Source organism: Virgibacillus doumboii (genome assembly GCF_902806455.1).
Classification (GTDB): Bacteria; Bacillota; Bacilli; order Bacillales; family Amphibacillaceae; genus Lentibacillus; species Lentibacillus doumboii.
This window is the reverse complement of sequence record NZ_CADCWQ010000001.1, coordinates 1330500-1352050: the sequence shown is the minus strand read 5'-3', so window position 1 is coordinate 1352050 and position 21551 is coordinate 1330500. Positions and strand designations below refer to the sequence as shown.

At 38.9% G+C, this 21551-nt stretch carries 21 protein-coding genes and 1 other annotated feature; of the genes, 2 read left to right on the top strand and 19 right to left on the bottom strand.

Annotation, left to right across the window (positions count from 1 at the left end; all coding sequences use genetic code 11):
• The first annotated feature begins 62 nt into the window (after positions 1-62).
• Positions 63-677 (top strand): lytic transglycosylase domain-containing protein, encoded by a 615-nt coding sequence (locus G6R02_RS06460; protein WP_164668419.1) that lies wholly within the window; start codon positions 63-65, stop codon positions 675-677.
• Positions 678-716: 39 nt separating this feature from the next.
• Here the strand turns inward: G6R02_RS06460 and G6R02_RS06455 are convergent, their stop codons facing one another.
• Together G6R02_RS06455 and G6R02_RS06450 are read right to left on the bottom strand one after the other, a co-directional pair.
• Positions 717-1802, bottom strand: coding sequence for a M42 family metallopeptidase (locus G6R02_RS06455; protein WP_164668418.1), 1086 nt, complete (start codon positions 1800-1802; stop codon positions 717-719).
• A gap of 72 nt (positions 1803-1874) precedes the next feature.
• Positions 1875-2360, bottom strand: coding sequence for a dUTP diphosphatase (locus tag G6R02_RS06450; protein WP_164668417.1), 486 nt, complete (start codon positions 2358-2360; stop codon positions 1875-1877).
• Between the two features lie 117 nt (positions 2361-2477).
• Between G6R02_RS06450 and G6R02_RS06445 the strand changes: the two genes are divergently transcribed.
• On the top strand, positions 2478-2870 hold the full coding sequence (locus G6R02_RS06445) for a sigma-w pathway protein ysdB (RefSeq protein ID WP_164668416.1): 393 nt from the start codon (positions 2478-2480) through the stop codon (positions 2868-2870).
• 70 nt (positions 2871-2940) lie between these two features.
• Here the strand turns inward: G6R02_RS06445 and G6R02_RS06440 are convergent, their stop codons facing one another.
• From G6R02_RS06440 to G6R02_RS06360, 17 genes are all read right to left on the bottom strand, one after another.
• Positions 2941-3513 (bottom strand): TVP38/TMEM64 family protein, encoded by a 573-nt coding sequence (locus G6R02_RS06440; RefSeq protein WP_164668415.1) that lies wholly within the window; start codon positions 3511-3513, stop codon positions 2941-2943.
• A gap of 85 nt (positions 3514-3598) precedes the next feature.
• The gene (locus tag G6R02_RS06435; RefSeq protein WP_281347101.1) at positions 3599-3868 is read right to left on the bottom strand and encodes a DUF1294 domain-containing protein; all 270 of its coding nucleotides are present in this window, start codon (positions 3866-3868) and stop codon (positions 3599-3601) included.
• 328 nt (positions 3869-4196) lie between these two features.
• Positions 4197-4553 carry a 50S ribosomal protein L20 gene (rplT, locus tag G6R02_RS06430; RefSeq protein ID WP_164668413.1) on the bottom strand — a complete coding sequence of 119 codons (357 nt, stop codon included), beginning with the start codon at positions 4551-4553 and terminating at the stop codon, positions 4197-4199.
• A gap of 62 nt (positions 4554-4615) precedes the next feature.
• A complete protein-coding gene (rpmI, locus tag G6R02_RS06425; protein WP_164668412.1) occupies positions 4616-4813 on the bottom strand; it encodes a 50S ribosomal protein L35 in 198 nt (65 codons plus the stop codon).
• A gap of 25 nt (positions 4814-4838) precedes the next feature.
• Positions 4839-5342, bottom strand: a complete 504-nt coding sequence (gene infC / locus G6R02_RS06420; RefSeq protein WP_164668411.1) for a translation initiation factor IF-3 — start codon at positions 5340-5342, stop codon at positions 4839-4841.
• Between the two features lie 65 nt (positions 5343-5407).
• Positions 5408-5534 (bottom strand) — a sequence feature (ribosomal protein L20 leader region).
• Between the two features lie 459 nt (positions 5535-5993).
• Positions 5994-7940: a threonine--tRNA ligase gene (gene thrS / locus G6R02_RS06415; RefSeq protein WP_164668410.1), complete on the bottom strand. Its 1947-nt coding sequence runs from the start codon at positions 7938-7940 to the stop codon at positions 5994-5996.
• Between the two features lie 348 nt (positions 7941-8288).
• Positions 8289-9146 carry a putative sporulation protein YtxC gene (ytxC, locus tag G6R02_RS06410; protein ID WP_246202523.1) on the bottom strand — a complete coding sequence of 286 codons (858 nt, stop codon included), beginning with the start codon at positions 9144-9146 and terminating at the stop codon, positions 8289-8291.
• Between the two features lie 228 nt (positions 9147-9374).
• Positions 9375-10307: a primosomal protein DnaI gene (gene dnaI / locus G6R02_RS06405; RefSeq protein WP_164668408.1), complete on the bottom strand. Its 933-nt coding sequence runs from the start codon at positions 10305-10307 to the stop codon at positions 9375-9377.
• Between the two features lie 11 nt (positions 10308-10318).
• Positions 10319-11656 (bottom strand): replication initiation and membrane attachment family protein, encoded by a 1338-nt coding sequence (locus G6R02_RS06400; protein ID WP_164668407.1) that lies wholly within the window; start codon positions 11654-11656, stop codon positions 10319-10321.
• Positions 11657-12002: 346 nt separating this feature from the next.
• The gene (nrdR, locus tag G6R02_RS06395; RefSeq protein ID WP_164668406.1) at positions 12003-12470 is read right to left on the bottom strand and encodes a transcriptional regulator NrdR; all 468 of its coding nucleotides are present in this window, start codon (positions 12468-12470) and stop codon (positions 12003-12005) included.
• A gap of 31 nt (positions 12471-12501) precedes the next feature.
• Positions 12502-12891, bottom strand: a complete 390-nt coding sequence (locus tag G6R02_RS06390) for a cytosolic protein (RefSeq protein ID WP_164668405.1) — start codon at positions 12889-12891, stop codon at positions 12502-12504.
• An 812-nt stretch (positions 12892-13703) separates the two neighbouring features.
• Entirely contained in the window at positions 13704-14735 is a 1032-nt protein-coding gene (locus G6R02_RS06385) for a glyceraldehyde-3-phosphate dehydrogenase (protein WP_164668404.1), read from the bottom strand.
• 127 nt (positions 14736-14862) lie between these two features.
• A complete protein-coding gene (gene coaE, locus G6R02_RS06380; protein WP_164668403.1) occupies positions 14863-15465 on the bottom strand; it encodes a dephospho-CoA kinase in 603 nt (200 codons plus the stop codon).
• Positions 15466-15478: 13 nt separating this feature from the next.
• Complete coding sequence (gene mutM / locus G6R02_RS06375; RefSeq protein ID WP_164668402.1) at positions 15479-16306, bottom strand: DNA-formamidopyrimidine glycosylase; 828 nt, start codon at positions 16304-16306, stop codon at positions 15479-15481.
• A 15-nt stretch (positions 16307-16321) separates the two neighbouring features.
• The gene (gene polA / locus G6R02_RS06370) at positions 16322-18961 is read right to left on the bottom strand and encodes a DNA polymerase I (protein WP_164668401.1); all 2640 of its coding nucleotides are present in this window, start codon (positions 18959-18961) and stop codon (positions 16322-16324) included.
• 123 nt (positions 18962-19084) lie between these two features.
• Positions 19085-20452 (bottom strand): two-component system histidine kinase PnpS, encoded by a 1368-nt coding sequence (pnpS, locus tag G6R02_RS06365; protein ID WP_164668400.1) that lies wholly within the window; start codon positions 20450-20452, stop codon positions 19085-19087.
• Positions 20452-21144: a response regulator transcription factor gene (locus tag G6R02_RS06360; protein ID WP_164668399.1), complete on the bottom strand. Its 693-nt coding sequence runs from the start codon at positions 21142-21144 to the stop codon at positions 20452-20454. The genes pnpS and G6R02_RS06360 overlap by 1 nt, the downstream gene beginning before the upstream one ends.
• Positions 21145-21551: the final 407 nt, after the last annotated feature.

The following is a 21551-nucleotide window of genomic DNA, read 5'->3' as shown; positions in this document are numbered from 1 at the left end:
ATATTGTGCTAACAGACATTTAAAGGTAAAATATAAATAAAGAAAAAGCAGGGGGTTTTATGATGGATATACGGTATATGCAATCTTTAATTCAACAGCAGGCCATGTCAATTTTAATGTCATCCAATTCAAATTCTTTTAATTATAATTCCCCTATGATTGATTTGGCATTTAAGCAATTGCTGCAGCAGCAAATAAATAACAGCAGTCCGGTTGAAAACACGAATAATTTGGTCCAAGGATACTCACAACATCAACCAGCGGTGAATAGTGCTGTTCAGGTTACCAGCAATGAAGCTCCCGGTAAGTTTGAAGCACAAATTACAAATGCTGCCGAAAAGTACGGAGTTGCCCCTAAACTGATTCATTCTGTGATAAATGCTGAATCCAATTATAATACATATGCCAAAAGCAGTGCCGGGGCACAAGGCTTAATGCAACTGATGCCTGCAACCGCTAGAGGACTCGGTGTTACAAACCCATTCGATCCCGCACAAAATATCAATGGCGGAACGAAATATTTAAGTCAAATGCTGGACAGGTATAACGGCAACCTCGAGCTTGCATTAGCCGCCTACAATGCGGGTCCGGGTAATGTGGACAAGTACCAGGGTATTCCTCCATTTGAAGAAACACAAATCTATGTTAATAAGGTAATGAATTCATATTTAGCATAAAAAAAGCGTCAGACTTTTAACCCGTCTGACGCTTTTTGATTAAGCTAATATAATTTCCTTCACTTTATCATTGTCCAACTTTTTAATCGTTTCAACAATCAGTTTCACCGCATTTTCAAAATCATCACGATGCAGAATTGCTGCATGTGAATGAATATAACGGGTAGCAATCGTGATTGACAGGGAAGGTACTCCGTTTGCAGTTAAATGAATAGAACCTGAATCAGTGCCTCCACCGGCAATGGACGCATATTGAAATGGAATATTATTCGCTTCAGCTGTATCCACTACTAATTCACGCAAACCTTTATGTGATACCATTGATGCATCATAAATGATGAGTTGCGGACCTTCTCCAAGCTTGCTGTCGGCGTCCTTATCGGAAACGCCCGGCATATCTCCTGCAATTCCGACATCAACTGCAAACCCGATATCAGGCTCTATTTTATGTGCCGATGTTTTTGCGCCACGCAGACCTACTTCTTCCTGTATGGTCCCAACCCCATAAACGATATTCGGATGTTTTTCATCTTTCAATTGTTTTAATACCTCAATTGCAATGGCACAGCCAATCCGGTTATCCCATGCTTTTGCAAGCAGCATTTTTTCATTTTTAAGTTGGGTAAATTCAAAATAAGGTACAACGGAATTCCCTGGCTGCACACCAAATTTCTCAGCTTCTTCTTTACTTGCAGCACCAATATCGATAAACATGTCTTTAATTTCAATTGGCTTTTTCCGTGCTTCAGCAGAAAGGATATGTGGCGGTTTTGAACCGATTACACCTGTTACATCACCTTTACTTGTCATGATCGTTACACGCTGTGCCAGCATAACCTGGCTCCACCATCCTCCAACTGTCTGAAAATAAACAAAGCCTTTATCATCAACGCGGGTTACCATAAAGCCAACCTCGTCCAAATGTCCGGCAACCATGATTTTCGGGCCATTTGCATCACCGGTTTTTTCACCGATCAGACTTCCCAGGTTATCGGTGTATACCTCATCAGCATACGGAGCAAGGTATTTTTCCATTACTTCTCTTACTTCTTTTTCATTACCAGGAATTCCTCTGGCATCTGTCAGGTCTTTTAACATTGTGTTTGTTTCGTCCAATTTAGCCATATGTAAAAATCCTCCTTCATATTATCCTCTTTCATTATAACTGTAATTGTTAGCATAACAAAATAATACTATTTAATACCCCTGGTTTTGCCGGTCATAATTGATCTCGTTCTTTTTAAAGTATGCACCTTGAACTGATGCTTCATCAAAACCAAGCAATTCTCCCAACTGCAGGTAAATTTCAAACATGGATTGATAATTTTGCTCTGTTGGCTGCAGTTTAAAAGAATTACAGGCTTCGAATACAAGATTAAATTGTTGAGTCTCTGTATTTTCAGTAGTTCCAATAGTATCTCCGGTATATTGATAGCCTTTCTCAAGTCCTAATGACATTATAAAATGAATCCCATCAACATACTCTTCCAGGATGACTTCTTTATCATTCCGGGATTTCGTGCTCCAAAATTTGAAGCACCGTGTTTCATTTGCCAGCTCCCCCAATTCAACGAGCAATGCCAAATATTTTTCCTGAAATAAATCCTTGTTGGCTAATTCATGCTGTGATTCAATATAATCATCCAAACTCTTTTGCATAGAATACAGTTCAGACCAATCCATTTACTTTCCCTCATTTCACTTTTTATGCAATTTTAACATGAATTTTCATAAATAGTGAAACCTGATTATATCCAGAAACGTACAAGATGATATCAACACGTAAGGAGACGGTTAAATATGATAGTAATACTGTTTCGAATCCTTATTCTCATAGCACTCGTTCTCCTGGTTTACACGATATTTCAATATTTTCGTAATCCGGAACGAAAGCTTCAAATAGCGAAGGCCAATAATGTCTTTTATATGATTGACGAATCTTCAAACAGCAAGAAAAATATTCAGCTTGTCTACAAAAACTGCTCATTTGAAGGGGAAAAATATCTCGGTACAACGGAACATTCATTTGAAGTGGTTGACATCCATGTGTTTGCACGTAATCCCGGTGAACTCGGCGGCATAACGAGGGATGATCTATATTTTATTGAAAAAGAATTATTAATCCGTTATCCTTATGCAAAAATCGAGTGGAAACACCCAATCAATAAATTGCTCATAACGAGTATTGACTAAAAAATGCGCACCTTCAACAGGATGCGCATTTTTTATGTCCAGCTCCGCTAAACGGGCGCTTGCATTTTTCTTATGTGCTGGGCTGAAAAAAATCGTTCCATTTTATAATAATTTCTTTTCTTCTTAAAACGTATATAAACGGCAATAATGCAAGTAAAAATACGAGGATATATAAAGGGGATAAACTTGAAATCCATTTACCAACAGATGTATACACAAATGCCAGTGGGATGTTTGATAACAGGGAAGATCTGGCATACTCCTTAAAACCGGCTGAAATTTCGATCAAACATAATGACAGCAGGTGAAAATGGATAAAAGGTACAAGACGCAGCAAGGTAATTTGTGATGTGGTAAATTCACTGTCCCTGCCCATTATTTTCTGTTTCATATTGACAAGCCGACTAAACGTTTTAGGCATCCACCGAATAACACCATAGAACATGACACTTGATAAGGTGATTCCGATAACAGAATACAGTGTACCGGCAACCGCTCCAAAAAGAACCCCACCTGAAATACATATAAACACAACTGGAAGAAAAAATAATGGCCGTAACAGATGGCAGCTGATAAAAAGAATAGGTGCAAACAATCCGCCTGTTTCAATAAACGCCATTAAGTAATTGCCAAACAGCTCCATACCCAGCCTCCTTTGTCAGAGCATGCTTTTGGTGATTATATATCTTTTTGTACATGTATATGACAAGAGACGAGCCTTTATGACATTAAAAAAATAAATACACTGCTAAAATAATCTGAGTGATGACCAGCAATGGCATTCCCCATACAAATGAACGATGCTTCGTTTTATGCCGAAACTGTTTCATACCAATTACTGCACCAACCGCTCCTCCTAAAACAGCCACTACCCATAATGTTCTCTCACGAATGCGAAATTTTTGTTTTTTTGCCTTATGCTTGTCTACTGCCATTAAAATAAATGCAATGATGTTTATACTTGCAAGATAAATAATAATAATGATTAATTCGTTCAATATAATTTCTCCTCTTATTAAAAAGTGCTTTCTCATATGTTGTAGTCATATTTCGGAGTTGACGTAAAATGCGAACTACTTTGAAAAAAGTTGAGAGTAAAAATACCGCTGCGGAAATACACTTCGCTTTCCGTGGGAATGCGAGTCTATTCCAGCTGCGGGGTTAGAAAGCATCACTAAATGTACTAGCCGGATTTAGTTCGCAGTTTATGAAAATTGTTAATCAGGGCTTTCTTTCTCTAAAATGAAGCAGATAGTAACAATCACTTAGAAAACATCCTATAAAAATGACCAAACCTGAATATGGTTTGGTCATTTTTTAATCAATTTATTTTAGTGCAGCTTTAGCTTTTTCTGCTAATTGTGCGAAGCCTTGCTCATCATTGATAGCAAGATCTGACAGCATTTTACGGTTTACTTCAATTCCGGCTACTTTCAAACCGTGCATCAATTTGCTGTATGAAATATCGTTCATGCGTGCAGCAGCATTAATACGAGTGATCCAAAGTTTACGGAAATCGCGTTTCTTCTGTCTGCGGTCACGATATGCATACTGACCTGATTTCATTACTTGCTGTTTCGCTGTTTTAAATAACGTTCTTTTCGAACCGTAATAACCTTTTGCTAATTTTAATACGCGTTTACGACGTCTGCGCGTAACTGTTCCACCTTTTACACGTGGCATAATAATTCCCTCCTAATACAAATAAAAATGGTTGTAGTGGTTAATCTATCGTGATTCAATGCTTATTTGTACGGAAGCATTGTTTTAATACGTTTGAAATCTCCTGAAGAAACGATTGCTGATTTACGCAGTTTACGCTTTTGCTTTTGAGATTTATGAGCGAACATATGGCTTGTGTAAGCATGTGCACGCTTCAGTTTTCCAGTACCTGTTTTTCTGAATCGTTTTTGAGAACCTTTATGGGTTTTCATCTTAGGCATAGTTATTTCCTCCTTGTGTGCATATCTATTTTTCTTTTGTTGGAGCAAGCATCATAAACATGTTACGGCCTTCCATTTTCGCTTTGGATTCAACCGTAGCCACATCTTTTACTTCATCAGCCAGACGATCAAGAACTTCGCGTCCAAGATCTTTGTGCGTAATCGCACGTCCGCGGAAACGAACCGATGCTTTTACTTTATCGCCCTTATCCAGAAATTTTCTGGCGTTCTTTAATTTTGTGTTAAAATCATGTTCGCCAATTCCCGGAGTAAAACGGACTTCTTTTACATTGATAACTTTTTGTTTTTTGCGTGCTTCTTTTTCTTTTTTCTGTTGTTCATAACGATATTTTCCATAGTCCATGATTCGACATACTGGTGGTTTAGCATTTGGTGCAACTAACACCAAATCCAGATTTCTAGTTGAAGCAATATCAAGCGCTTCATTACGTGATTTTACCCCAAGCTGATCACCATTTGAGTCGATAAGACGTACTTCTCGAGCACGAATTTTTTCATTGACATTCATATCTTTGCTAATAGCCAGCCACCTCCAAATATTTTTAGTGTTTTGATCAGACAAGCGACTTTTTATAAAATAAAAAAGTGTCGGTACATATATGCACCCACACGTCTCCAATAGTCTATTGAAAGAATTCAGAACCAGTCAACTGCACATATGCGTCGAACAGGTGAGAAGCGGGTGCTTCTACTTGTCTTTAGATCATTTTATTTTATTCAACTTTCATAGGATAGCATGTATCTCATATTGTGTCAACAATATTCAGCCGGAACTGCTATCTACAAATCTTATTGTATCATACCGGTTGACCAACTGAAAGCCCAAGGATAGAGTTCTGAGCCAACTTTAACATTTAGCCCTTGGGCAAAAATCTCTGTGTTGGTGGACATATTTTCCCTTATCTCCGAAGAATCATACTGAATTAATGTTTTGGAGGACATATTTTCCTTTACTCAGTTAGATTTGCAGGGAATTGCTTGTTTTTTAATGCTATAACGGAATAAATGTCCGTGAACAATCAAAATATCCTGCTTTTTCTACAAATTGAGGAAAATATGTCCGCATAATATGTATATGCGCTATTTAGTAAAGTAGCATACCACCGACTACTTGGCATGCTACTTCATTTGTTAATCCAGATTCTATCCTGGGGACATACTATTTTTTCCTTAATTCCTTGTTTGCTATTTCTTTCTTAATCATTGCCTGAAAATCTTCATAAGCGATTGTTTCAGACTGTTTTTCTCCATAGCGACGGACATTTACTGCATTATCCTCAATTTCTTTGTCCCCCAGAACCAATGCATATGGCACTTTTTGAGTTTGGGCTTCGCGGATTTTATAGCCGATTTTTTCATCGCGTTCATCCACTTCAACTCGCACACCTTCAAACCTCAGTTTATCGGCTGCTTCTTTAGCATAATCCAGATGTACCTGTGGTGATACCGGGATAACTTTAGCCTGCACGGGTGCCAGCCACGTTGGAAATGCCCCTTTATATTCTTCAATCAGGAATGCAACAAATCGTTCCATAGTCGAGACAACTCCGCGGTGAATAACTACTGGACGATGTTCTTTACCGTCTTCACCGATGTATGTCAGGTCAAATCGTTCAGGCAGTTGATAGTCAAGCTGAACTGTGGACAGTGTTTCATCTTTTCCTAGAGCAGTTTTTACCTGTACATCAAGCTTCGGACCATAGAATGCTGCTTCTCCCTCAGCCTCGACATATTCAACATTCATTTCTTCCATTGTTTCTTTGAGCATTGCCTGTGCTTTTTCCCACATTTCATCATTATCGATATATTTCTCTTTGTCTTCCGGGTCACGATAGGAAAGACGGAAATAATAATCGTTGATACCGAAGTCTTGATATACTTTTTGAACAAGCTCCACAACCCTGATAAATTCATCCTTCAACTGATCCGGACGGGCAAAAATATGTGCATCATTTAAAGTCATGGCACGAACCCGTTGCAAGCCTGCCAGTGCTCCAGACATTTCATGGCGGTGCATTGTTCCCAGCTCTGCGATACGAACAGGTAAATTACGGTAACTCCATAATTGGTTTTTATATACCATCATATGGTGTGGGCAGTTCATCGGACGTAATACCAGATCCTCGTTATCCATTTCCATTACCGGAAACATGTCATCCTGATAATGATCCCAGTGTCCGCTTGTTTTATACAAATCAACACTGCCCAACACAGGAGTATATACATGGTCATAACCTAAACGTTCTTCAAGGTCAACAATATATCTTTCAATATTACGGCGGATTGTTGCCCCTTTTGGAAGCCACAAAGGCAATCCTTGTCCAACCTTTTGTGATACATTAAAAATTTCAAGCTCCTTGCCCAGTTTACGATGATCACGCTCTTTTCTTTCTTCAAGAATGCGCATGTGTTCATCAAGCTGTCCCTGCTTCTCAAAAGCTGTTCCGTAAATACGCTGCAGCTGTTGATTATTGCTGTCACCGCGCCAATATGCTCCGGATATACTTAACAGTTTAAAAGCCTTGATTTTACTTGTTGATGGGACATGAATTCCGCGGCATAAATCAAAAAATTCACCCTGCTTATAAATGGTTACCTGTTCACCTTCTGGGATTGCATCGATTAATTCAAGCTTCAAATCATCGCCAATTTCCATGAACATGTTTTTCGCTTCTTCACGGGAAACTTCAATCCGTTTTATCTCCAGGTTTTCATCAACAATTTTTTTCATTTCTTTTTCAATCTTGGGAAGGTCTTCAGGTGTTAATGAGTGGTCCAAATCCATATCGTAATAAAAACCTTCGTCAATCACCGGGCCAACCCCGAACTGAACATTATCGAACAAACGAGTGACCGCCTGAGCCAATAAATGTGCTGTTGAGTGTCTCATGATTTCAATGCCTTCATCATTTTTATATGTAATGATCTCTACGGCACCACCATGAGGCAGTTCACGTCTGAGATCAAACAACTCACCATCAATTTTAACTGCCAACGCCTGTTTTTTTAATCCTGAAGAAATAGAGCCTGCGATGTCTTCTCCGGTACTTCCCTGAGGAAACTGTTTACTTGCTCCGTCCGGGAATGTAATAGTAATTTCTGCCATATCGTATCGCTCCTTTATTAAAATGGTGTGTACAAATAAAAAACGCCCATCCCTCTGCTTATAGCAAAGGGACGAGCGTTGGTCACGTCGTGGTTCCACCCTAGTTTCCGTAATTACTTACGGCTTCATCCATCTTTAACGCAGATGACACGCTGCTACTTACTCTATGTTCAATAGCAAAGTTTAAAGGTGGTAATCATTTGCAGGGTCAGAGGAAGTTCTCAGCCTGTGACTTCCCTCTCTGAATCTGTCCAAAACCAAATGATCATGTCCTTATCGTTACTTTTGAATGATAAGATTATATATAAATCGTATTATAGCTTGTGTTAAGTATAAAATCAAGCTTAATTAATTATTTTTTAAGTAATATGGAAAAGGAAACCTGCTGTATGGTTCAAACTCAACTTTTTCCTGAAATACATTAATAACTGTTAATGTTTTCGGTTCTGATGGATCGTCACCATAGATTTTTATTTTGTTTGGAGCCATCGCAATTAATGGTGCGAGATTTAATTCATCAGCATCCAATCCAACAATATAAAGCGGCTCTTTTTGCATAAGCACACGCATTTCCATCTTGGTAAATCGTTTCCCGTTCGGCTTGAAAAATGAAAATGGATTCCCCTGCAATATATGAATGGTGCTGTAGGAAGCTTCTCTTTTAGCAATATATTCGCGCAGCATATCAACAAATGCCTGATGGTCCTCTTCCCGTTTAATTTCATCAATCGCAAGGCCAACATAATGTATGAGCTGATCCTTAAATACTTTCAATTGGAAATTAACAATCGAATCAAAATGAATTGTTTCGGTATTTTCTATGTTAGCTGTAAATAATGACTGCAATAACTGGCTTGGATCCTTGTTGTTACGTACGATTTGGCTGTCGTCATCATCTCCTGAAAATATCCAGTGTGTAATGTCCATAATTCGTTCTATTTCATCGGTGTTGGTATAATAATAATACGTTTCAATAATTCCATTAATCATGCTTGTCAATCGATGCAATATGAATACATCAGTCATTGATTTGGCGATTGCCTCCGCAGTGTCACCGTTAGATACCTGATAATCGAGTTGTAAATGATTCCCCCATTCTTTATCTGTTTTCCAATGCAATTCAATTTGTTTATTATATCGGAATAAATGTTCACAAAAACTGATTGCTTCTTTATCCGATTCAAAAAATACCTCCAGCAAAAACATCACCCTCATCCGACCAAACTGTTACATTATATGGACATACATGTGAAAAAATGTATAATCCCGTGAAACTAGTAAAGTTATCTGGAAACTGGAGTCGAGATAGGGTGGAAAAATGTTTTATCTTCAATACTATAATCGTATGCCGGACGAAAAAAGTGGCACATAATTTTTGAAAATTATGTGCCACCAAAGCATTATGAGAAACGATAATAGTAATGAGAGAGCATATTATTCATCCCTGCGATTGTCTCCATTGAGCGGGATTTCCCTGCTTACTTGTTTAATTCGTTCGATGATTCTGCCAGCTTTAACTGTTTCAACGCCTCCGCGGTTGGATTTACCCAATTGAACTTCCAATTGTTCCAAACTGTAGTTGGATGTAAAGAATACCGGTAACTGCTCCATCATGCGGTATTGTAAGATAGATCCAAGTATTTCATCCCTGAACCAGGCCGATTGCGTTTCGGCACCTATATCGTCGAGCATCAGTACATCCGTGTTCTTAAAATAATTAATTTTATCATTGATGGAATCATCTTTGATGGAACTTTTCATTTCCCGTACAAATTCCGGCATATAAATCAATGTTGAAGAGATATTATTATTCTTTAACTCGTTTGCAAGCGCTCCGAGAAAATATGTTTTTCCAACACCAAACGGACCGTAAAAATAGATGCCCTTTTGCGGTAGACCAGATTTTGTATTTTCCAGGAAAAGAAGCAATTCCCTGATACCTTTGTTTCTGTCAGCATCATGGTCTATCTTGTCTATCGCTGCATTCATTATTTCCTTTGGCATATATAAACTTTTGACTAACTCCCGCTGCTGCTTTTTCTTCTCATAATCAAGCCGGAGATGGCATTTTTCATAGGATAGGTGAATTTCATTATTTTCCACATGTAATACAGGAGAATAACCTTGCAGCATGTTTCTGCATTTCTCAAAGGACTCACATTGATCACACTGTTTGGACTGACTCTTGTACTCATATAATTTTATCAGATTTTTTTCAATTTCTTTTTCCGGCAAATTGGGATGTAGCGATAAAAATTCTTTGATTTCAGGATCATTCAAGACTTCCTGCTTAATTCGAACATAGTTTTCTTCAAAATTTTTATTTTCCTGCATCCATTTTTTCAATGCTGATTGTACCGGCTTCATGTTTATCATCCTTATAAATGATTATTCTTTTTAGCGTATTTTTGCAGCAGTGTTGCTGTTTCTTCCCATTCTTTTTCCGTATCATGTGGACTTGAATGATCCTGCTGCTTTTTCTTTTTCCGCTGTTTAAACCAATCGGGAACAACCTCATTGGACTGAAACTTGTTATAATTCTGTTTCTTAGATTTACCTTTTTGGTATCGGTCTTTTTCTTTCTTGGCAAATGTCATTGCTTCTTTAGCTGTTTTCAGATTGGATCGTGACCAGTGGCCGGCGATTTTCTCAAGGTAAGCTCTGGACAATTTCATGTTTGATTGCAGTAAAACATAGTGGATAAGCACATTCATTACTGGTGAAGGAAGCCCCTGTGAAGTCATTACTTCGCTTATTAACTTCATATCCTGTGCAGAGGCCTGCCCCCCACTTGATAAGTCTTCAAGCAGTTGTTTTGGCGAAATCCTTTCCAATTCTGCAACAAGTTGCTCTTCTTTCGTTAATGGCTTGGAATCCAATGTTTTTTCAGTTCGTTGTTCCATTTTCTCAGTAAGTCTGATAGTTGTCCTGTTATGTTTACTCTTGAATAAATCGTGACAGGCTTCCTTAAATTCTTTCCTGTCAAGTTCATTTTCATCGGTTAATGCCCAAAGCACAGACTTTTCCATCTCAATCGATTCCAGGTCGTATAAAGTCATCAATTGGGAAATCAGCTTCCTGTTTGCTGGAGTCAACACTTTTTTGGCAGGAATCATACGCTGCTTCAGCATTTGTTCCATCCAGGAAAAATCAATAGCGGTTTCATCGCTATCTAGTTCAGTTGAGGTTTGCTCAGCCAAATCCGTATCTTCCAAATGTGGTTGAAATGTTTGAAAAACGTCACTGAAAGAAGCTGTAACATCTGTTCCCGCTCTTCTCTGATGGGTTACATAATGGTCTTTCAGTAATTCAAACTTGTTTTTTCCAATATGATGGTATAACAACTGTGTCAGCATTTCATCAGTAAAAAAACTTGCTGGAGCAAACGGACTTTGCAGTTCGTAAGTATATGTGTTTTGCCCTTCCTGTTGTTCCTGATATGTTTTTAAGAGACCAATACCTTCTAGTTTTAGTCTGGCCCGATAAATAACATCCAATGGCAGATTCATATAGTTCATTAATGTATGATGTGTCTGCACTGTTGAACCGGTCTGGAAGTCCAGCTCATGCAACAGCGTTTGATATAATGACACGGCGTGTATACCAATTAATGGCTGGTACAAGTGTGTTAATGATTTTGTATAATCGATAGGAAGATTCCCTTTAAGTTCCACGTGATAGCCTTCAATTGGGAGTACTTTTCCGATATGGTTCATCATTTTAGACCCTTTCTCTCTTTACAAATGGCTCTTTTGTTTAGGCTGTTTTCGCACAGATTGTTGTTTTGGATACAAAAGATATAAACTCGCAATAGATTGGTTTGTATCATTCAACGAGACTATCTAACGCCGCAGTTGGAATATACTCGCTTTCGGGGTCTCGCCTAACTTGTATTTCCCACAGGAGTCTCGCATATTCCAGCTGCTGGTTTTATAAAAACTTACTTATACTCCGTCACAATAAATATAAGTGAACAATATTCAGCAAAGTGTATTTCCGGAGCGACAGTTATGGACTATCACCTCGGACTGTGTCACATTAATACAATCTAATATTTCCGAATCAGGTATTATCTTTATCTGCTTTGATCAATTCTTTTAATTCATCCAAAAATACAGTAATATCCTTAAACTGGCGGTAAACGGATGCAAACCGGACGTAGGCAACTTCATCAACATCAGAGAGCTGCTCCATAACCATTTCACCAATTTGATTACTGTCTATTTCGGAAACACCTGCATTACGGAGTTCCTTCTCAACTTCAATTGCAATTCCTTCCGTTTTCTCAAGTGGTACAGGCCGTTTTTCACACGCTCTGATTAATCCCCGCATTAATTTTTCACGACTGAACTCCTGCCTTGTTCCATCTTTTTTCACAACGATTAACGGCACTTCTTCAATTCGTTCAAATGTTGTAAAGCGAAATCCACACGCTTCACATTCCCGTCGTCTGCGAATCGAACGTGCATCTTCAATCGGTCTTGAATCCAAAACTTTTGTACTTTTATTGTGGCAATTTGAACATCTCATCTGGACCAACCCCATTCATATTCTGCTATCATCAGCTGACACTTTCAATCCTGGTCAGTTCATTATTGGCCTTACCGTACAATTGATGGATTACTTTTGTGCTGTATCCAAAATCAAAGGGGAAAGCCGACTCGGTTGTAACTGAAAAATCTATTGCTGTTTTATATGGTCCAACCATTATAACAGTTCCGACAATGAATGCCTTTTTCCCTTTAACAATATTTGCACTTAGTTCTCCATGTTCTTTGGAAAAAGCAATTATTTCATATCTATCATCATATTGAAAAAGATTTTCCAGCATGGCTAATCCTTTGTCTTTCGTTGTTTTATAATAGTGGGTTCGAAGGGATGGATCAATATGTTTTTCATTAGTTTCTGCATGGTTACCAAAGTATTTTGCAATCGTTTGACGGAACGACATTTTTGCTACACCTCATCCGAAATTTATGTATCAATAACTCAACGAATTCTATACTTCTTTATATTTTAACATATTTAGACGTTATTGTTTCATTAAAAAAACTACTTTTCAAAGAGGTTTTTTTGTACACATAAGATATATAATGCGCAGTAACTGTTGGAATATAAATAAAGACTTCTCGCCCCTCCGTCCGGAATCGCTCCAGGCGGATGCTTTCACACCTCCGGGTACCAAGGCGACATCTGCTCAAAAATTCTTTTTTCGCAGTGTCTTATTAGCCGCGGGCACGGCCTCAGCCTCCTCGAGAAGGGTGCTCGTCGTGTTGCGAGTGTTTTCAGAGAAGCAGCACTCCTCGCAACTCGTAGCATATTCGGTGGATGTTTCGCTCGTCACTCTGCGGGGTCTTCGGACTCGTGCTGTTCCCACAGGAGTCACCGTCCTCAGCTCACCCGGACTAGTGAAGTGTTATCCTGTGTGTTTTATCCCGTTTCCTACTCCAACCAATAGTTCATAGACGTAGAACCTAGCGGAGGAAATACACGGAGACTCCTGTGGGAGCAGAGGCCTAGATGAGACTACGCAGCGACGAAGGAGCAAGGAGGCTCATCAGCCGCCCACGGAAAGCGGAGTGTATTTCCGCAACGGTAGACCAGAGCTAATATAAATTTACTGCACATAATATATCAAATACGATCATAAAACAAACCGTTAATCTAAAAGCCAACTGCAATTTATTTTATCAAATTACTTTAGAAACAGCCCAAAAAAAATTGACCCACTCCATATCTGAAGCGGATCAATCTTGTAATCTTTTATGAAACTTTTACCTGTTCCTGATTAATATAGTTTCCAACATATTTGGCCAAATCAACAACTCGTTTGGAGTAGCCCCACTCATTATCATACCAGGCCAGGACTTTGATCTTGTTATCATCCATGACCATTGTTGATATACCATCAATAATTGCGGAATAATCTGTTGTTGTATAGTCAATAGAAACGAGTGGTTCCTCACTATATTTAATAATACCATTATATTCATTTTCAGAAGCATTTCTAAGTGCCTCATTAACAGTCTCTATGGACACTGCTTCTTCTACATCAATAACCAAATCAATTAATGAAACATTTGGTGTAGGTACGCGCAGTGCCATACCGTGCAGTTTACCGGTCAAATGCGGCAGGACTTCTCCCAAAGCTTTGGCAGCACCCGTTGAAGTCGGTATAATTGATTGTGTGCACCCTCTTGCTCTGCGCAAATCTTTGTGCGGGTTATCAAGATTCTTCTGATCATTTGTAAAAGCATGAACAGTCGTCATTAATCCGTTTAAAATTGAAAAATTGTCATCAAGCACTTTTACTACCGGAGCCAAACAATTGGTCGTGCAGGATGCATTTGAAATGACGTTATCCTCATCAGCTTTATACGTGTCCTGATTCACTCCCATTACAATTGTTTTATCAACTTGCTTGCCAGGAGCGGTAATAACTACTTTTTTGGCCCCTGCTTTAATGTGGAGACCTGCATCTTCTTTTGTTTTGAATTTCCCTGTAGCTTCTATTACTACGTCAATCGCCAGTTCTTTCCATGGCAGTTCCTCCGGGTTGCGGGAGGCGACAATTTCAACTTTTTTCCCATCTATCTCCAACCCATCCTGAAGCGCTTTCACCTCACCATCAAAAATACCATGAATACTATCATACTTTATTAAATGTGCAAGTGTTTCTGGAGGATAGCTGGCATTAATTGCGATGACCTCGATTTTGTTATCAGTAATTGCCTGACGAAAGACCATGCGTCCAATTCGTCCAAATCCATTAATTGCAATTCGGGTTTTACTCATTTGTAGTCCTCCTGTATATGTTATACTCATTTACTTCTTTTTCATAAATAGTATAACATAATTAAAAGGAAATGTGCTTAAAAGTTTTAAAAAGCCTGGAAAAATGATTCATTCCAGGCTAAATACGTTATTCTATTACATTCCACTTGCTTAATAATGTTTCGAGTTGCCGATAGGAATCATTTTTTGAACCGTTATTATCGATGACGGCATCAGCCAGTTCCGCTTTTTCCTTCACAGAAATTTGCGCATTGATTCGCTGGTACGCTTCTTCTTCAGTAAACCCATCACGATCCATCAGGCGCTGCAATTGAACCTTTTCATCTACATATACAACGATTGTTTTATCAACGAAATGCGTTAACTTGCTTTCGAACAATAAAGGAATATCCAGCACCACACATTTTGCACCGGAGTTGGCATAAGCATCCCGTTTTTCCAACATTTTTTCTCTGACTGCCGGATGTACAATGCCGTTCAACTCCTCGCGTTTTGTTTCGTCGGCAAAAATTATTGCCCCGAGCCTCTTTCGGTCTATTGTTTTGTCATCAAATAATATTTCACGTCCGAATGTATTAACTATTTGCTCATATGCCTTTTCACCCGGCATGACAACTTCACGTGCTATTTTATCGGCATCAACAACCGGAATATCAAAGTCATCAAACATTAGGGAAACGGTACTCTTTCCACTTGCGATACTCCCTGTTAAGCCTATTATTAGTGCCATCAGTATACCTCGCTTAGTTTTTTTGACAAGATAGGCAGACGTGTGTTCCACGACCGCCAACTTTCATTTTGACGATTAGTTTTCCGCATTTTTTGCATGGTTTATCCTCTTGACCATAGACAAACAATTCCTGCTGAAACATCCCCATGTCTCCCTGTCCATTTACATAGGAACGAATCGTTGTTCCACCTTGGGAAACGGCTTCCTCGAGCGTTAGGATTGCCTGTTCACGTATTGCTTTAACATCTTTTTTTGTCAGTTTGTTTGCTTTCTTTAATGGGTGGACATTTGCTCTGAATAATGTTTCATCCACGTAAATATTCCCAAGGCCGGTCACAATACTCTGATCCAATAATGCTGCTTTAATTACACGCTCGGTCTTTTTAAGTTTTTTGTAAAAGTAGTCCAGTGTAAAGGCTTCATCAAACGGATCTGGTCCCAGCTGATTCAGTGGCTTTTGTGTAAATTCCTTCCCTTTATCAAAAACATGCATGGTTCCAAATTTACGTACATCATTATAACGAAGCTCATCACCATCCGTAAAAGCAAAAATCACATGTGTATGCTTTTTCACTGGTTCTGTTGAAGGATGAACACTATATTTTCCCTCCATCCGTAAATGGGAGACAATTACAGAGTCATCCAATTGGAATAACAGAAATTTGCCTTTTCGGGTAATATCATGAATGGTCTGTCCGACTAAAATCTGCTTAAATTGTTCCACATCGTCCGGATTTTTTATGATCTTTGGCCAGAATATGGATATATCTGCTATCGTTTTTTCAGTGACAAATCGTTTTAATGTATTTTTTATCGTTTCGACTTCTGGTAGTTCCGGCATTCTCACTGATTCCCCTTATTTCGCATCAAACCAGCTATCACCATATTCATAATCGACTTTAAGCGGTACGGATAAGTCAACGGTATTTTCCATAACAGCTGGTACTATGTCTTTTAATTTTTCAATTTCATGCTTTGGTGCTTCCAAAATTAGTTCATCGTGTACCTGCAAAAGCATTCGTGCCTCAAGTTTTTCATCCAGCAGTTTCTCGTGCAGGTCTATCATCGCTTTTTTAATAATATCGGCAGCACTGCCTTGAATAGGTGTATTCATTGCAGTTCGCTCGGCAAACGAACGAAGATTAAAGTTTCTGCTCGTTATGTCAGGCAGATATCTTCTTCGTTTCATTAGCGTTGAAACATATCCCTGATGTTTGGCTTCCTGGACAATTTCATCCATATACTTCTTAACACCCGGATAGCTTTCAAAATAACGTTCGATAAATTGCTTTGCCTCTTTACGGGAAATTCCCAGACTTTGAGAAAGTCCATAATCACTAATTCCATAAACAATTCCGAAGTTTACAGCCTTGGCTTGTCTGCGCATATTTGCTGTAACATCCTCTTTATCTACATGGAATACATCCATTGCAGTCTGTGTATGGATATCCAAATTATCTTTAAAGGCTGCAATCAGTTTATCATCCCCGGCTATATGTGCAAGTACTCGCAACTCAATCTGAGAGTAATCGGAAGCAAACATAATCCAGTCTTTATTGGAAGGGACAAACGCCTGACGAATCTTCCGTCCTTCCTCAAGCCGAATTGGAATGTTTTGCAGATTTGGGTCAATCGAGCTCAACCGGCCCGTTTGTGTTAATGCCTGATTAAACCGGGTGTGAATTTTTTTCGTATCACGGTCAACCACTTTCAATAGTCCCTCAATATACGTGGATTGCAGTTTTCCAAGCTGTCGGAACAGCAGAAGCTTTGGAATGATTTCATGTTCGTTTTCCAGCTGCTCCAATACATTTGCTGCAGTGGAGTAACCTGTCTTCGTTTTTTTAATTACAGGAAGTTTCAGCTTTTCAAATAGTATAGGTCCCAATTGTTTAGGAGAGTTTAAATTAAATTCCTCACCGGCGAGTTCATGGATTTCTTTTTCAAGTTCACCTAATCGCTGCCTCAGGTCATCGCCCATTTCCTCCAACCGTTCCACATCAACTAATACACCAGTGTGCTCCATTTCACCTAAAATAAGTGCAAGCGGCATTTCCAGTTCTTTAAGTAATTCATATTGTTCATTATTTTTCAGTTGTTCTTCCATTTTATCTTTCAGTCGAAACAATACACTTGTTTTACGTACAACATGCTCGGCCAGTACATCCTGTTCCGGAACTTTGGTCTTTGCACCCTTGCCATATACCTCTTCATCGTATAATACATCTGTTTCCCCGGTTCTGTGCGCTATTGCCGGAATATCATGATTATTTTCAGATGGATTCAGTAAATAAGATGTTAGCAGCATATCAAATGTAATACCTTTGATATAAATGTCATGTCTTAACAATGCTACGAGTGTTTTTTTCGCATCAAAGACAACTTTGGATTTATTCCGATCCTCTGCCCATGTTTTAAAATCCGCTGATTTTAATGCCAATTCGGTTGGAATAAAGTATGAACTATTTTCATTAACCAGACCAAATCCTTCAATGGCAGCCTGATGATAATTGTCGCCAAGCATCTCTACAACCAGTGCCGATTCATCCGTGAACAGATCTGCTGTCACCTTATCAGGAATTGTATAGCTGATTTCACTGAGTGCTTCCGATTGATCTCCTTCATCAGTTGACTCACCTTTCAACCGGTTTAGCAAGGATTGAAATCCTAAATCTTTAAATATAGTACTTACATCTGCTTGCTGATACCCGTCATATGTAATTTCATCTGTTGTAATTTCAATTGGCGAGTCGCGATTGATCGTAACCAGTTGTTTGCTCATAAACGCATCAGATTTATGGTTTTCCAGCTTTTCTTTTAATTTCTTACCACTCACGTCTCCAATGTTGTCATATACTTCTTCCAGCGTCGGATATTGCTTTAACAGCTTGGTAGCAGTCTTCTGCCCTACCCCCGGTACACCTGGAATGTTGTCTGAGCTGTCACCCATCAACGCTTTCAGGTGGATTATCTGATCCGGATTTATTTCCATTTTTTCTTTCATAAATGCTGGAGTATAGGATTCAACATCACTGATGCCCTTTTTGGTTAGGTTGACTGTTACTTTATCAGATGCAAGCTGCAGCAAATCCTTATCACCGGAAATAACTGTTACATCCCATTTGTCCGCTTCTGCTTTGGTTGCCAGCGTTCCAATAATATCATCCGCTTCGTATTGTTCAAGTTGATAATGAGGAATCCCAAATGCATCAAGGACTTCTTTGAGCAGCGGGAACTGTTCCGAAAGCTCCGGGGGTGTTTTTTGACGGCCACCTTTGTATTCTTTATACGTTTTATGCCGAAATGTCGTTTTTCCAGCATCAAACGCAACTAACATGTGTGTCGGCTTTTCATCTTCCAGAATTTTTAGCAGCATCGTTGTGAATCCGTAAACAGCGTTCGTGTAGACGCCCTTATCGTTGTTCAACAATGGCAATGCAAAAAAAGCCCGGTAAATAATACTGTTTCCATCGATTAAAACAAGTTTGTTGGACATGTTTTTATTTCCTCCAATCACCGTTATCATATAAACATATTTTATCACTGAACGCACATAAAGGAAAAAATTATCTTTCTCTAACTGATCAAGTATAACAAAACATCCCCAGTTTGAGGATGTTTAGTTTTTCGGTATATATATATGAAACGTTGAACCTTTATTTAATTCACTTTCCACCTTAATGTCACCTTCGTGTACCTCTACAATATGTTTAACGATTGCCAGTCCAAGCCCCGTTCCACCGGTGTTTCTGCTTCGTGCCTTATCAACTCTGTAAAAGCGTTCAAAGACCCTTGGAATAGCGTCCTCATCCATACCAATCCCTGTATCTGACACTTGAATATGAATGTTGTCGCCAGTATCCGTGACCATTAGATTAACCTGGCCATTTTCCGGAGTATAATTTATCGCATTTGCCAATAAATTAATCAGCACTTGCTTAACTCTTTCACGATCAGCATGCAATGAAAGTTTTTCACCGATATCGGCTGTTAAAGATATAATTTTTTGTTCAGCAGACTGCTTCATAATTGGCAGCACTTCGTCGACCAATTCATTCACATTTACTTTTGTTTTTACTAACTTAAATTCATCTTTTTCAAGTCTGGATAATGTCAGCAGATCCTCGATTAACCCTTGAAGACGGGCACTCTCATCATTAATGATTTCCAGGAAATTTTGAAGTGTTTCTTTATCATTCATCGCCCCATCCAAAAGTGTTTCGGCAAATCCCTTAATTGAGGTGATTGGTGTTTTCAATTCATGGGACACATTTGCAACAAAATCCTTCCGCATCAACTCAAGCTTCTTCAAATCAGTTATATCATAAAATACCAGAACAGCACCTTTTAGTATCTTTCGTTCATTGAATATCGGTGCGCCCACAATTTCCATGTATTTTGTGTCCAACCCGACAAATTGCGTAAACGATTCTTTTACATTTTCTTCATACAAAAAAGCTTTTTGTACGGTATTATGAATGTTTTCATTTCCAAGTACTTCATAATATAGATATCCATTATAATCTCGCGAAGCTCCGCCAAAAGTGGAAAGAAATTTTCGGTTGACAAGGTGAATGTAACCTTTTTCATCCAGCAGCACCAACCCGCTTTGTGTATTATCAATTACAGTGGAAAGTTGCTTTTCGTGCATCTTCCCCTGAATTGCGAATTCACTCAGATTTCTTGCCAATATATTTATTTTTTCGTTCAGTTCAGCAACGGCACCGCCCGAAGTATGGTGAATTCGCGCACGGTAATTTCCTTTTACGAGTTCATCAACCGTTTTCGATGCCTTTTTGACTGGTCTCATATATTTCTCATATACGTGCAGCATAATCATTATTAGAATAATATAAGTAATAAGCAATACAGACCAAAGGATAATATATTCGTCTGTCAGCTGACTTAATATAATCCCCGTAACTACTATCAGGAAAAACAGCCCGCTTATATAGGAAAATAATGGTCTGGAAAATAAGGCGTGCATTATTTCGGTTCCTCCAATTTATAGCCCAGTCCCCGAACTGTTTTGATATATGATGGCCTTTTAGTGTCCGGTTCAATCTTCTCACGTAAATGACTGACATGTACATCCACTATTCGTGTATCACCAACGAAATCGTAGTTCCAAACTGCACTTAACAGCTGGTCTCTTGCCAAAACCTTTCCTTTATGTGCAGCAAGATAATGTAAAAGTTCAAATTCCTTTCGCGTAAACGTTAATGTCGTCCCGTTCATTTCAGCCTCATAACGGTCGGGATATATTGCTAAATCCCCTATTGCAAGTGATTTTCCAAGTGCTTCTTCGGTTTTTTTTGACCGTCTTAAAATAGCCTTTACACGTGCAACGACTTCTTTGGGACTGAATGGTTTGGTTAAGTAATCATCAGCTCCAAGTTCCAAACCAAGTATTTTATCAAATTCGTCATCCTTTGCCGTCAGCATTAAAATCGGTGTATCGATTTTGTTCATCCGCAAATGTTTACAGACATCGGTCCCGTCCATCTCAGGAAGCATTAAATCTAGTATAATAAGATCATAATCGATACCCTCTGCTTTTTGAACAGCTTCTTTGCCATCGTATGCCACATCTGTTTCAAATCCTGCTTGTTCCACATTGAATTTCAGCAGTGTCACGATTGACTTTTCATCATCAACGATAAGAATTTTCTTCCCCATGTGAAGCCCCCATTTCTATGAAAAAGCATAGTATATCTACATCTTACATCTAAGATGGGGTTATGTGAATACGTTCGCATGTAAAGAAAAATTTACAATTCGATTATCTTTGCAGTTTAAGTCATTCGTTTGAAAAGATTTTACTTTTAAACCGCAGTTTCTATAAAATGTGACGTAACCTTATGTGAGTGTTAGTCCATCGCTCCGGAAATACACTTCGCTTTCACACCTCCGGGTACCAAGGCAACATCTGCTCAAAAAGTTCGTTTTCGCAGTGTCTTCTTAGCCGCGGGCGGCTGATGAGCCTCCTTGCTCCTACGTCGCTGCGGAGTCTCATCTAGGCCTCTGCTGCCGTAAGAAGGAAGTCCGACTAAAACCGGCCTTGTCGGCCAACGTCGGCATACCCC

Excerpts from the sequence above, each read along its gene's own strand:
- G6R02_RS06460 (WP_164668419.1), top strand. The coding sequence starts at position 63 with ATGGATATACGGTATATGCAATCTTTAATTCAACAGCAGGCCATGTCA.
- G6R02_RS06455 (WP_164668418.1), bottom strand. The coding sequence starts at position 1,802 with ATGGCTAAATTGGACGAAACAAACACAATGTTAAAAGACCTGACAGAT.
- G6R02_RS06450 (WP_164668417.1), bottom strand. The coding sequence starts at position 2,360 with ATGGATTGGTCTGAACTGTATTCTATGCAAAAGAGTTTGGATGATTAT.
- G6R02_RS06445 (WP_164668416.1), top strand. The coding sequence starts at position 2,478 with ATGATAGTAATACTGTTTCGAATCCTTATTCTCATAGCACTCGTTCTC.
- G6R02_RS06440 (WP_164668415.1), bottom strand. The coding sequence starts at position 3,513 with ATGGAGCTGTTTGGCAATTACTTAATGGCGTTTATTGAAACAGGCGGA.
- rplT (WP_164668413.1), bottom strand. The coding sequence starts at position 4,553 with ATGCCACGTGTAAAAGGTGGAACAGTTACGCGCAGACGTCGTAAACGC.
- rpmI (WP_164668412.1), bottom strand. The coding sequence starts at position 4,813 with ATGCCTAAGATGAAAACCCATAAAGGTTCTCAAAAACGATTCAGAAAA.
- infC (WP_164668411.1), bottom strand. The coding sequence starts at position 5,342 with ATGAATGTCAATGAAAAAATTCGTGCTCGAGAAGTACGTCTTATCGAC.
- thrS (WP_164668410.1), bottom strand. The coding sequence starts at position 7,940 with ATGGCAGAAATTACTATTACATTCCCGGACGGAGCAAGTAAACAGTTT.
- ytxC (WP_246202523.1), bottom strand. The coding sequence starts at position 9,146 with ATGTTTTTGCTGGAGGTATTTTTTGAATCGGATAAAGAAGCAATCAGT.
- dnaI (WP_164668408.1), bottom strand. The coding sequence starts at position 10,307 with ATGAAGCCGGTACAATCAGCATTGAAAAAATGGATGCAGGAAAATAAA.
- G6R02_RS06400 (WP_164668407.1), bottom strand. The coding sequence starts at position 11,656 with ATGAACCATATCGGAAAAGTACTCCCAATTGAAGGCTATCACGTGGAA.
- nrdR (WP_164668406.1), bottom strand. The coding sequence starts at position 12,470 with ATGAGATGTTCAAATTGCCACAATAAAAGTACAAAAGTTTTGGATTCA.
- G6R02_RS06390 (WP_164668405.1), bottom strand. The coding sequence starts at position 12,891 with ATGTCGTTCCGTCAAACGATTGCAAAATACTTTGGTAACCATGCAGAA.
- G6R02_RS06385 (WP_164668404.1), bottom strand. The coding sequence starts at position 14,735 with ATGAGTAAAACCCGAATTGCAATTAATGGATTTGGACGAATTGGACGC.
- coaE (WP_164668403.1), bottom strand. The coding sequence starts at position 15,465 with ATGGCACTAATAATAGGCTTAACAGGGAGTATCGCAAGTGGAAAGAGT.
- mutM (WP_164668402.1), bottom strand. The coding sequence starts at position 16,306 with ATGCCGGAACTACCAGAAGTCGAAACGATAAAAAATACATTAAAACGA.
- polA (WP_164668401.1), bottom strand. The coding sequence starts at position 18,961 with ATGTCCAACAAACTTGTTTTAATCGATGGAAACAGTATTATTTACCGG.
- pnpS (WP_164668400.1), bottom strand. The coding sequence starts at position 20,452 with ATGCACGCCTTATTTTCCAGACCATTATTTTCCTATATAAGCGGGCTG.
- G6R02_RS06360 (WP_164668399.1), bottom strand. The coding sequence starts at position 21,144 with ATGGGGAAGAAAATTCTTATCGTTGATGATGAAAAGTCAATCGTGACA.